Consider the following 11,990-nt stretch of genomic DNA (forward strand, 5'->3'; position numbering starts at 1 on the left):
CCAACACCAATCAATCTACTGTCACGGTAGAAGGGAAAGCTTCACCAAATATCGAAGTTCATCTTTTGAATAAAGGCAAAGAAGTAGCTACCACAACAGCTAGAAAGGATGGTACCTTCTCTGTAGATGTGACCCTTCAAGATGGTGAAAACGTGCTGACAGCTACCTCTTCTTCTGATCGAGGTACTACGGATCCGTCTGATCCAGTGAAGATCACCCTTGACCAAGCAAAACCAGAACTAACCATCACCAAACCTACTGATGGCTTAAAGACGAATCAACAAGCAGTTACGATCGAAGGTAAAGTGACAGACCTATCTCTTGCAGAAGTCACTATAAATGGTCAAAAAGTGAATGTCACAGAAGATGGCTCATACTCCCATTATGTACTACTCAATAATGGAGAAAATAAATTTACTGTCACTGCAAAGGACATTGCTGGAAACGAAACTAGTAAGGAAGTCACTGTTTACGCCAAGTTTAATTCACCTGCAATCACAAATCTAAAACCAGCTCAAAATGTGGTGATAAAAACGGGTAATAATGTGACCGTCGAACTAGATAGTGAGCCAGGAATTAGTGGATTCTTCTTAGTTCGCTTACCTTCAACCTCTGAAACCGGACCTGTAAAGGAAGCCGCCACTTCTGTTGAAATACAATTAACAGAACAAGGAACAGGTCACTATGTTGGTACCTGGACGGCACCAAAAGGCAAGATCAGCGGTGCTGAGATCGAAGTGGTGATGAGAGATGATTATGGAAATGAATCTCGTCAAAGAGCCGCTGGTAAAGTGTATGTCAACGTAAAACCTAACTAAATCATAGATTGAATGAAACAGAAGAATGGGCCACATTTCACTTATATCCTAAATGGTAAAGTGAATGAGTACTCAAAAACAAATATAGCCGGTGATTGGTTGATGGTTGTTTCCATTTGCCAATCCCGGCTTTTTTTAATTTGACTTTCGATTCGATTTCAAATCGCTCGTCAGGCTGAATTTTTTTGTTTAAATAACAGTATAAACAATACTTACAATAAAAAACACAGTCCCTTTACGTCCCCAGCCGAGCCGATGACTATTTCAAAGGAATCTACAATGATTATGAAAAATATAAATCAAATGCTGGGATAGCCGCAGTCATGAACGACAGTAAATTCAACCTTATCCCAGAAGACCTAAACCGCTTAGATCGTAGACAGAAGTATCAAAAGGATCCATCACATTCTTCATTAAATAGGTCTAAACACAGTTAACATAATACAATTATGTAATTCTATTCACTAAAACAATAGAATGAATCTATTAGCGATTCCCAAATTGTTCTTTTATTAGTGCCTGTTCTTCACTTGGGCTTAGGATCCCATATGCTTTTCCAACTGTTCCATTTTTCATTTTCCATATTTCGTTATGTTCAGCTACGATATTACTAAAATCATTATTTAACCAATCAGTGACAATACCAAGTAAATCAATATTTTGATTGAATCCTGGATTCTTCTGAAGGACTTCTTTCATTGCTAAAAGGTTAACCTCGGTCATTTGAACAAATCCCCATTTTTCCTCTGAGCGTACTTTTTGATGAGTCATATTATGAAGAATCTCTATTATATCTTTTTCGGATGGAGATTCATCTAACCCTAAAGCAATTTTTGCTTGATGGATGTCGTCTGTTAATTCTGCCAAACGTGCTTCTTCCTTGGCCTTCATATTTTTGATAAACTCTTCTTTTACAATTGCTACCCGATCCTTGAGCTTTGCTTTATTTCACTATTTGGCAATAAAAAGACCGCTTTTTCAGCTGCTTCTATGTTCTCTTGTATCGGGTTCATTTCCGCACTAATCACCTTTGTTTCCGCCAATCCACTCTTCTCTTGGAAAGCTTCTCTTTCTGCCTTTTGTTGAGTTTCAATCACAGCTTCTTTCTTTTCTTCTTGGTAAAACTTGTAACCTATTGTTCCTCCGCTAGCTAACACTAAACCTGAAAGAACAATGATGACAAACTTCTTCTTACGTAAATCCATGATACTTCCTCCGATATTATGTAAAAATTCATTCCTTTACAACTATACCCGATACTTCAAATTTCTTCTGAGTAGAAGTACCCTGACCCATATTTCGTAATCCAACCTAAAACTTACAAAACTATAACCGCCGTTTAACCTTTAATCTCTGTATTCCTCTACTTAAGTTAACATAATATAATTAGGGATTACTATATGATTAAATTGGTTTCAATTTCTTCAATTAAATGCCAATCAACATTTCCTTCCAGTTCAGTACTTAATTTCTCAATAAGTAGATATGCCTGTTGGTCCATACCTCCATCGTATCCAACTTTATAAAAATATAGATTTTTAAAATGAACAAACCAATAGTACTGACTGTATAGAATCTCTTCGTGAGTAAAAGAGGCAATGGTTATTATTTCTTGGACACATTGCTGCAAGAACAATGAATATTTTAATACTTTGGATAACTCTCCATCTTCAAGAACTATAATGTTTGATTCATCTAGGTTAGGCTTTAAAGTTTCAAACATATGTTCAATTTCTTCTTTAGTAATAATGTTCATTGTGAACTCCTAAAATATGATAACTGGGTCTTTCTCAAAATATATCATGAATCTTTACATTTAATAAAAGTATTTAATAAATTCATAGTAAGAATCATTAATATATTCTAAACCAACTCCTGTTTAGCATTAATGCTAAAAAAAAGAAACCCATCGAATGAGCGATGGGAGATTCATTAAACCAGGATTTCGGAATTATCGATAGGAACCGGTCTACTCTTCTAAGTTCTTAACCAATTACTATTTTTATCTTTTAGTTCAGAGTCAATGGGGTGTTCTAAATCATCATACAGATATTACCTCTAAGCTAGCAAAATAGTTCAATTTATTTTGTTACATTAACAACTTGGATAAAAATATATTATCTAGTGAATATTAATGTTGATCTATTTTTAGCAGTCTTTTGATTTTCAAAGCTTTAGTCATATTAAGAAGGTGTATTAGTGTGGACTTTCCGACAATTCATACAAACTTTTGGGATGCAGTGATCGCAGTTCCATTTGTAATGTTGATTACTCAGCTGATAAAGGTTTTTTTGAAAATAAAGAAAAAATATGTACCAACCATAGCTCTTATTCTTGGTTTAATGATTTCAATTTTTATTAGCCATCGCCACCATTTTATTGCGGGGCTTTTTATGGGTTGGTTCTATGGATATGCTGCAATTGGTTCTTATGCTTCATTGAAAACAACTTTGTTAGCATTTAGAAAACAGAAATGAATGTAAAAAGTACAAAATCTGGGGTGTCTAAACTGTCAAAAACATATATAGAAAAAGCTTTGGATTTGCTATTTATCATTATTCAAATCATTTGTATAATAGCTTTATTTGAAATTAACAATTTCGACTATATGAGAATGGCTTCTGGTAATCTTTTCTTTTGGTTCATCTATATGATTTTGGAGAAAAAAGAACACTGGCGGATTCCACTTTACATTAGGATTATTACTTTATTATCAATAACTTTTAACGACTTCTTTGGAGAATATTTAAATCTGTATGAATCCTCTTTTATATATGACCGATTGCAACATATTTTCGGAACCTATGCATTAACACTTTGGATATTTTTTGTAATCCAGCAATTTATTCAAATTAAATTAACCAACAAAAGACTGACCATTTTATTTTTAATAAGTCTTTCATTAGCATTGGGAACAATTTATGAATTATTGAAGTTTATGGAAGATCAAGTTTTTAAACCGAAGATTAAAAATCAACCTAGCCTTTTAGATACGAACCTTGATCTAATATCCGACTTAATTGGGGGAATCTTTGCTGTGGTGCATTATCACATTTCTAAGCATTTAAAGACATTTCTATTTCCTTTTAAGCAAGGGTTTTCTACTAAATAACTTGATCCTTGCACAATTTACTTACTATCATAAAGAAGACCAAAAAGGCATGCATAAATTTGCACACCTTCTAATCCTATTTGATGGGGATTAATCTATTCTCTTAATAGCAAATTAGCGATGGTGGTATTCATTTTATCAGCATTTCAATTTTATCAATTTTCACCTGTCTACTCATCCAATTTCTTAACCAATTACTAATTATATCTTTTAGTTCAGAGTCCATGGGGTGTTTCAGCGACTTTTTATAATGGTTCATGATTTTGCTTATACTGTATTCAACATCTGTTCTACGAAGCAAATGAGTCATATCTTGAATAATATGTGTTTCACATTCACCTTGTACCAGTGTTTTAATCTTATCTAGGTCGCTGACCTTTACGTTAACATCCTTTGTACCTGTTATCGCCAGTACAGGACATGTGATTTTTTGTAACGGTTGAGATACGTCAAATTGTATATGCTCTCGATTCCATTTGGCGTTAATCTTTTTCCCTTTATATTTTATTACCGGCTCATCCGATGCAAGCAGCGCCTTCAATAAATCATCATTCATTTTTGTGATTTTTTTATCTACTTTTAATAAACGAAGTATCCAGCCTTGAAACCCTTTTACAGATTAACATCATTCATGATTGCCTCACGCTGCCATGTCATGGTTTCTGCTAGAGGTTCAGCGGTTCCTGCAAGAAGTATGATTCCGTCAACTGGAACTTTTTCATTCACAAATGGCACCAAAATACTACCTTCACTATGTCCTAGTAGTATCACATTCTCTCGGTCTATGTTTGGATGCTTTTTGGAAAATTCTACTACAGCCAGTGCGTCGTCAATTAAATCACGTACTCCCGTTTCATAAAAGTCCCCTTTACTCGCTCCTACTCCCCGTTTATCATAACGTATGCTCGCAAACCCTTCTGCAGCAACGACATCACTTAATTCCTTTAAAATATTCATTGGCATTCCTTTAGCATTTGAATCCCGATTTGTTGGACCACTTCCGTGAACCATCACAACTAAAGGGTATTTTTCATTGCTGCCTTCTGGGATCGTTAATGTTGCGGCTAATGGAAATTGTCCTGGTATCGTCACTTCAAACTCTTTACTCATCATTTTCATCGCCCTTATTCATTTATTTATTATACTTATATTGGAAAATTTTATTAACTACAGTTAGTACGTCTAAGCCAACAAAAAATTATTTTAGTTAGTTTTACAATTTACTAATAAAGGTGCCTGTCATTGTTTTGGCAGGCACTCGATGATTATTCTTAACTAGTTAATTGTTTCACTTTTGTTGGCTTGGTTTCCTTGGTTAATTTAATGATTTCTCCGATAATACTGATGGCGATTTCTCCCGTTGTTTCCGCACCTATCTCTAATCCAATGGGAGAATGTACCTGCTCGAGTTGATCTTCAGTGACACCTTCATTTTTTAATTTTTCAAATATCGTTATCGTTTTGCGCTTGCTGGCAACCATTCCAACATAGGCAATCGGAAATTGCAGGGCTGTTTTTAGGACAATATCGTCGCGATCTTTTGTCACTATGATTACATACGACTTTTCATTAAGGTTGGCAGCGAGCATGGCCACCCCAATATCCTCGTTGATAAAAAGGTCTGTCGCATTGGGAAAGCGTTCCTTGGTTGCATAACCAATGCGATCATCGACAATGCAATAAGGATACTCAAGGGAATCAGCAAGCCTTGATAACGCTTGTGCTAAATGACCGGCTCCAGCCAGAACGAGTTCAGGCCGGCTTGTATAGACTTCAATGAAAACCCTCAGCGTACCGCCGCAATTCATTTGAATTCCGTCTTTTGCATGTTTATTTAGTTTGTATTCAACGATTTTCGATTTACCTACTTGGATTGCTTTTACACTTTCTTGGATGATATAATGTTCTGCTAAGCCCCCGCCGACCGTACCTTCAATCGAACCATCACGATAGACAATCATTTTTCCAACATGCCTGGGAGTCGAGCCCTTTGATTCAATTATCATGGCTAGAGCAAAGGTTTCGTTTTGACGATTCAGCAAAGCAACTTTTTCCATTAGTAGCATGAATAGCTCCCCCCCTTTTTTTAAAATTAGCTGTGATAATAGGCCCGTTGATTTCCACTCCAGGCGCTTCGCTTTCCGCGGGCGTTGCGGAGAGCCTCCTCGCCGCTAAAGCGTCTGTGGGGTCTCACCTGCTCCGTACTCCCGCAGGAGTCTTCGCGCCTTCCGCTCCAATCAACTCAGTGTTCAAAACCAACTAATGTTTTTTAACTCAGCCAATACATTAATTGTTTAGATATTGTTTCATGCTTAGAAAATAACGTAAGAGGTTTAACGCAACTGTTTTTCTATATATAGCTGTTGAGCGCTGATCGTCAATGGGTTTAATGATTTTGTCGAAGGATGCCACCACCTGAGCGATGTCTGAATCTACTAATGGTACGGTCTTGGCCAGCAGCATCTTCTCAATATCTACGGAACGAACCATCGTCGGTCCGACTGCTCCGAAGACAAAGCGAACATCTTCGATTACATCTCCATTTAACCTGATGTATCCAGCAAACCCTACTTTGGCAATGGCATCTGCGTTGCGGTTGCCGACTTTTTCAAATACAACATGAGCCCCTTCTTCTAGGGCGGACGGCAAGATTATTTCGGCTAGGATTTCATTGGTCTCACGTTGAATCCTTCGCACACCTTGAATAAAATCGCTAATTGCAACGATGCGTTCGCCCTTTACAGACCGAAGCAAAAGTTTGGCGTTATATACATATAATAATGGCAGTGTGTCACCTGCCGGGGAAGCGTTGCAAACATTTCCTCCCAATGTCCCTCTGTTACGAATCGCAGGTGCCGCAATCGTTTTGATTGCCTTCTTTAAGACTAAAGGAATGAGCGGGTTTCCAAGTAATTCGCTATAGGTACAGCAGGCCCCGATATGGAGATCCTTTTGATTTTGATACACCCTTTTTAGTTCTAACAGATGATCTATAAAAACAATCGGTTTAGGGATTTTCGGAGGTACTCCCCTTCGACTTTTGTGCATAACCATGACATCGGTGCCTCCGGCAATGATCGCACAGTTTTCTTTATTCAATTGGCTTAAGGTTTGGTCTAACCGATTGAAACGATACGCGATTATTTTTTCTGCCATAAGCCGTCCCCTTTTTTCGCTGCGAGGTTTATCGCATCTACTATCATGTTGTAGCCCGTACATCGGCACAGATTTCCAGATATCCCCTCACGAATTTCTGTCTCTGAGGGATGTGGGTTCTGGGATAATAACGCAGCACTTGCCATGACCATCCCAGGAATACAGTAGCCGCATTGTACTCCTCCGGCAATGCTATAGCTTTCATCTAAAATCTTAAATTGTTCACTTTCCATGATTCCTTCTATCGTTACAATATCGGCTCCCTCCATAGAGCCAATTGGAATAAGACAGCTGTTTTGAAGGAGATTATTTACAAACACGCTGCAGGCTCCGCATTCTCCTTCTCCGCATCCTTCCTTCGTTCCAATTAACAGTCGATCATCTCTAATAAAATCTAGCAATCTTACTGTGGCAGGGGCATCTGTTTCTACTGTTTTTCCATTAAGGGTAAATTTAATCAACCATCTTCACCTTCTCTCACATAAAGACTTTCTATAATGACTTCCGGTGTAATCGGTATTTGCTGAAAAGGAGTTTGCAATGCATCCTCAATTGCCGCTTGGACTGCCGGAGCGCCGCCAATTAAAGTCAATTCACCTGCACCCTTTGCCCCGTAGGGACCATCCGCATAGGGATTATCAAATACTTTGCTTTGTATTGAAACAACATCCAATGATGTTGGTGGTCCATAATCGGTTATACTTTTTTGTTGGATTTTCCCTTCTTTTGATGTCATCTTTTCTAGATAACCGTACGCTAATCCTTGTGCTAAACCACCATCAATTTGTCCTTTCATCACCCGGTCATCAATGACCTTCCCTACTTCATAATTGGCGTATACCTTTTCGAGCTTTATGTTTCCTGTTAACGTATCCACTTCTACTTCAACGATATTCACTCCCCATGAATATGCCGGGTAGGCATCTCCCGTAAACGTTTTTTCATCCCAAGGAATCATTTCACGGTGAACATAGTTTTCCACTACTTCCTGTACCACCCCTGTTTGCCACTGAGCCTTAAGGTTTTTAGCAGCACGTTCAAGCAATTTTCCCACAATCATTGTCGTCCTGGAGGCTACTGTTGGTCCAGAGTCGGGAACCTCTTTGGTATCGGGATAAGGAAACAAAATTTCTTCGTACGGGAGGTCTAGTTCTTTGGCGACAATTTTACAAAGTGTCGTAAAAATGCCTTGTCCCATATCAGAATTTGATATTTTTAACGATACCTGATCATCTTTGGATTTGACTAACTTCACGGTTGCTTTAATATGATCTCGTTCACCACTGCCTGTAAATCCACAGCCGTGGAGGAACAGCGAAGTTCCTATGCCTTTTTTATAACGTTGATTTTGTTGATTGTAACGCTGAAACTCCCCTTTTTTCTTTTTGTATTCGGATGCGTTTAGCAAGTCCTCAATCATTTCTTCCATTAATATTGGGTCGCGGAAATTTCCTTTGGTGATGGTGGGGTCTCCTTGTTTGACGAGGTATTTTCGTTTATATTCAAGTGGGTCGATGTTTGATAGTTTACTAAGATGTCCAATATGACTTTCGATTCCAGCGTAGCTTTGTGGAGCTCCAAAGCCTCTGAAGGCACCGTTCGGAACGGTATTGGTTTTTAGACAAAAGCCTTTTGCATGAAAATGTGGAATTTTATAAACACCGGCACTGTTTATTAATGCGCGCTGGAGCACGACTGAGCTCAATCCCACATTCGCTCCGCCATCAAGAAAAATGTCCACACACATGCTCAAAATATTTCCGTCCTTATCAATCGCCGTTCGATAGTTGAATTTGGCCGGATGTCTCTTCGTCGTAACCACCATATCCTCAGAACGGTCGAACACAAGCATTACCGATTTTTTGACTGCATTTGCCGCAACGGCCACGTGACACGCCATCATCGATGGAAACTCTTCTTTGCCGCCAAAACCTCCGCCGGTAGGGCTTTGAACCACTCTGACATCATCGTCACCACATGCTAAAGCGCTTAGTAATGCATTTTTTATATAATAAAGACATTGCATCGATCCCTGGACGACAATTTCATCATCCTTATAGATGGCAAGCATTCCTTGTGGCTCAAGGTAGACATGCTCCTGATAACCCGTATCATATTCTTCTTCAATGATTTGATGGGCTTCCTCCTCAATTGCTGAAATGATTTCTAAGCTTTCCCCAAATTCATAGCTTGCCATATTTACACCGGGTGCTGATTTTTGGTTGATTGCTTCGTCCAATGTATAAATAGCCTGATGTTCTTCAAATTCAATTTTCACTTCATCTAACAAACTATAGAGGATATCCAGATCTTTTCCAACGAGCATGAGAATCGGCTCACCAATATAATTGACCCACTCATTGGCAAAAATGGGCTGATCTTCTTTGATAATTTTGACATAATTCGGTCCGGGAATATGCTCTGCACCAACTGCTTCATAGCCTTCCGGAAGGTCTGGTAATTGAATGGATTTGATTTTCCCATATGCAATCGGTGAGCGATACAAAACACCATAAACCATATTTTCCACTTTCACGTCACTTATATAAGGCAACTGACCCGATACCTTACCTTTATGGTCCTTTCTGGGCACTGAGGTGCTCATGTCTTTAAGATTCACATTCCAACAACACCCTTCGACTCATTTTTAAAAGAAACCTCTTCCTACAATTTTATAAACGGGAATGATGTTTTATGATTAATTTTCATATAAAAAGATCATGGGGACGGTTCTATTGGTCTACTTTTTGTTTGGATTGAACCAAGAGAACCGTCCCTGTGGAGTTTTGGAGTTGTAATCAATGGCTTTTTGGTAATCCTCCTGCGTATCAACATCTATGAGTACTCCCGGATCATCAACATTGATGTATTCCTTTTCGTAACCATTGAGGACCACACGCAAATTACTATCTGGATTGGTTTCGAGAATTTTCTGTTTTACTTGGATGGATAGTTTGATGGGATGACCACCTTTAAATTGAAAACTCGGAATCACTACATTCCCATTGTGCCCTGCTAGTAGCTGCAGCGTCTCTTTTTTTATAAGTGGACAATCTCCGGGTGTTATAAAGAAGTCTGGGGCATTTACTTCTGTGCACCCCTTTTGAATGGACGTAAACATTCCCTCGTTAAAGTTTTCATTGTAAACAAACTTTATCTGAAATGAATAGGCTTTTTTATTGTTGATTTTATTCATTTCCTCTTGAATGAGTTCCGCTTGATACCCTGCTACGACGATGACTCTGACGCATATTCCTTCAAATTTAGAAATCGTTTGCTCTAGCACAGACATTTTCCCCAGTGGCAAAGTCATTTTAAATGCATTTGCTCGGCTCGAATATCCGGCAGCTAAGACGATTGCTTCCATTTTTATCACCCTCAAAAGATCGTTTAATCTTAATCTCTATTAGTCTAATAAATGTTTATTCCAACACTATCATGATTATCAATTAACGATGGTAAATATTAAATGTTTGTTTACTTCTCCCCCTCAAAAAAAAGGAGCCTATCACTTAACAAGTCACTTGCTCCTTTTACCTCCTCTTTATTAGCTATCCATTCGATCGTTAGGAGATTTATTTATAATGAACTGAACGGATTTTGAGTTGCAAATCCGCTTCCGGTACCTGTTAATGCAGTGCCTTGCATAACACCTGTAAATTGTGCATTTTCCAAATAGGGATTCATTGCAGGGACAAAAGGGATCAGGTTATTTTCATCATTTTTAATAGAAATGCTGTCACCACCTGCAATTTGTCGAACTTTACTAGTTACATATTATCTGGTAAAACTTATTGTACGTTTAAAAGGTAGGAAGAACAAAATGATATTTTCCCTTCAATTAATCCTAGTAAACACCGGCAGCTCTTACTTATTTGGGTTACCTTGAGCTTTTTGCTATCATATAAATAGGAAGGAAGCAAGGAGGTTCGATGCATGAGTGACTTAAACTTACTATTTCGTAATAGAATAGGTATCCCACAAGATGAAGTAATCACATTTCAAAATTTAGATAAGGTTCTTGAAAAGACTGCGAAGGCCATTCCGTTTGAGAATTTATGTATTATTGAAAATAGAACGAAAGAAATTACAAAAGAGAATTTAAGGAGTAAATTATTTGAGCAAAATGAAGGCGGACTTTGTTATGAACTAAATGCAATTCTTTACCTTTTCTTATACGAAAATGGATTTAATCCAACTTTAATTCGTGGAGTAATTTATAATCCTATGAAGCAGCAGTGGAGTGAGACTGGAAATACTCATGTGGCTAACCTTATTACCCATAATGGGCAGGTCTATCTCGTGGATACTGGTTTTGGAGGGTTCTTACCATTAAAGCCTGTTCAGTTAAGCGGAGAGTCTGTTGTTTCTAGTAATGGAGAATTCAGAGTGGATCGTGTAGACAGTGAGCATGGGGATTATATGCTATACATGAAATTGAATCGGAAAGATGAAGACTGGAAGATCGGATACGCTTTTAATTCTAAAGAAGAGATTCAAAATATAACTGAATTAAATGAAGTTCAAAGAATTATCATTGAACACCCTGAATCTGCCTTTAATAAGAAGCCATTAATCACTAAATTAACAGACAAAGGGAACATAACTTTAACTGACACTTCTTTTACGGAATGGGTCGATAGTGCATTGAATAAGGAAATCATAAATGAGAAACGATTCAATGAAATTAGAAAAGAATATTTTTATCTTTAATGAAACAATAATAAAAGGTGCCTGTCACTAGTCGCATTCGACAAGTGACAGGCACCAATGAACTTAGTTCATGAATGTATTTCTCCTATAACCAAATTAGATACTTGCCATTGAATATTGAAGACTTTTCTCTTTTAATAAGATAACGATAAAAGTGGTTTTTCCTGCAGTGCTTTCTACCTTAATCGCTC

General features: G+C 37.8%; 13 protein-coding genes and 2 pseudogenes. 5 read left to right on the top strand and 10 right to left on the bottom strand.

All coding sequences use genetic code 11. From position 1 onward, the window contains the following. Window positions 1-818: pseudogene (locus CHI06_RS14820) on the top strand (peptidase S8); the annotation flags it as partial. A gap of 248 nt (window positions 819-1,066) precedes the next feature. After that, window positions 1,067-1,255: pseudogene (locus CHI06_RS14825) on the top strand (lysine 2,3-aminomutase); the annotation flags it as partial. A 49-nt stretch (window positions 1,256-1,304) separates the two neighbouring features. Here CHI06_RS14825 and CHI06_RS14830 read toward each other — a convergent pair. The 3 genes from CHI06_RS14830 to CHI06_RS14840 all read right to left on the bottom strand — a co-directional run bounded on the left by CHI06_RS14830 (window position 1,305) and on the right by CHI06_RS14840 (window position 2,574). Further along, the gene (locus tag CHI06_RS14830) at window positions 1,305-1,685 is read right to left on the bottom strand and encodes a DUF6241 domain-containing protein (protein WP_179292628.1); all 381 of its coding nucleotides are present in this window, start codon (window positions 1,683-1,685) and stop codon (window positions 1,305-1,307) included. Between the two features lie 53 nt (window positions 1,686-1,738). Continuing rightward, a complete protein-coding gene (locus CHI06_RS14835; protein WP_095249358.1) occupies window positions 1,739-2,023 on the bottom strand; it encodes a hypothetical protein in 285 nt (94 codons plus the stop codon). A gap of 191 nt (window positions 2,024-2,214) precedes the next feature. Then, on the bottom strand, window positions 2,215-2,574 hold the full coding sequence (locus CHI06_RS14840) for a hypothetical protein (RefSeq protein WP_095249360.1): 360 nt from the start codon (window positions 2,572-2,574) through the stop codon (window positions 2,215-2,217). A 445-nt stretch (window positions 2,575-3,019) separates the two neighbouring features. Here CHI06_RS14840 and CHI06_RS14845 point away from each other — a divergent pair, with 445 nt between their 5' ends. Both CHI06_RS14845 and CHI06_RS14850 read left to right on the top strand, forming a co-directional pair. Further along, window positions 3,020-3,295 (top strand): hypothetical protein, encoded by a 276-nt coding sequence (locus CHI06_RS14845; RefSeq protein WP_095249362.1) that lies wholly within the window; start codon window positions 3,020-3,022, stop codon window positions 3,293-3,295. Beyond that, entirely contained in the window at window positions 3,292-3,930 is a 639-nt protein-coding gene (locus tag CHI06_RS14850; RefSeq protein WP_095249364.1) for a hypothetical protein, read from the top strand. Before CHI06_RS14845 ends, CHI06_RS14850 begins: the two co-directional genes overlap by 4 nt. Window positions 3,931-4,060: 130 nt before the next feature. On the opposite strand, the gene CHI06_RS30510 is transcribed toward CHI06_RS14850, so the two are convergent. The 7 genes from CHI06_RS30510 to CHI06_RS14880 all read right to left on the bottom strand — a co-directional run bounded on the left by CHI06_RS30510 (window position 4,061) and on the right by CHI06_RS14880 (window position 10,453). Continuing rightward, window positions 4,061-4,486, bottom strand: coding sequence for an alpha/beta hydrolase (locus CHI06_RS30510; RefSeq protein ID WP_257009310.1), 426 nt, complete (start codon window positions 4,484-4,486; stop codon window positions 4,061-4,063). A 56-nt stretch (window positions 4,487-4,542) separates the two neighbouring features. Continuing rightward, window positions 4,543-5,043, bottom strand: a complete 501-nt coding sequence (locus CHI06_RS30515; protein WP_257009311.1) for an alpha/beta hydrolase family protein — start codon at window positions 5,041-5,043, stop codon at window positions 4,543-4,545. Window positions 5,044-5,201: 158 nt separating this feature from the next. After that, complete coding sequence (locus CHI06_RS14860) at window positions 5,202-5,996, bottom strand: XdhC family protein (protein ID WP_095249365.1); 795 nt, start codon at window positions 5,994-5,996, stop codon at window positions 5,202-5,204. Window positions 5,997-6,216: 220 nt separating this feature from the next. After that, window positions 6,217-7,086, bottom strand: a complete 870-nt coding sequence (locus tag CHI06_RS14865; protein WP_179292629.1) for an FAD binding domain-containing protein — start codon at window positions 7,084-7,086, stop codon at window positions 6,217-6,219. Then, entirely contained in the window at window positions 7,071-7,547 is a 477-nt protein-coding gene (locus CHI06_RS14870) for a (2Fe-2S)-binding protein (RefSeq protein ID WP_095249368.1), read from the bottom strand. The genes CHI06_RS14865 and CHI06_RS14870 overlap by 16 nt, the downstream gene beginning before the upstream one ends. After that, on the bottom strand, window positions 7,544-9,691 hold the full coding sequence (locus CHI06_RS14875; RefSeq protein ID WP_095249374.1) for a xanthine dehydrogenase family protein molybdopterin-binding subunit: 2,148 nt from the start codon (window positions 9,689-9,691) through the stop codon (window positions 7,544-7,546). The genes CHI06_RS14870 and CHI06_RS14875 overlap by 4 nt, the downstream gene beginning before the upstream one ends. A 135-nt stretch (window positions 9,692-9,826) precedes the next feature. Continuing rightward, window positions 9,827-10,453 (bottom strand): nucleotidyltransferase family protein, encoded by a 627-nt coding sequence (locus tag CHI06_RS14880; RefSeq protein ID WP_095249370.1) that lies wholly within the window; start codon window positions 10,451-10,453, stop codon window positions 9,827-9,829. Between the two features lie 569 nt (window positions 10,454-11,022). On the opposite strand from CHI06_RS14880, the gene CHI06_RS14885 reads away from it, so the two are divergent. Beyond that, window positions 11,023-11,799 (top strand): arylamine N-acetyltransferase family protein, encoded by a 777-nt coding sequence (locus CHI06_RS14885; RefSeq protein WP_095249372.1) that lies wholly within the window; start codon window positions 11,023-11,025, stop codon window positions 11,797-11,799. Window positions 11,800-11,990 lie beyond the last annotated feature (191 nt).

It is taken from the genome of Bacillus sp. 7884-1, assembly GCF_002272245.1.
Lineage (GTDB): Bacteria > Bacillota > Bacilli > Bacillales > Cytobacillaceae > Neobacillus.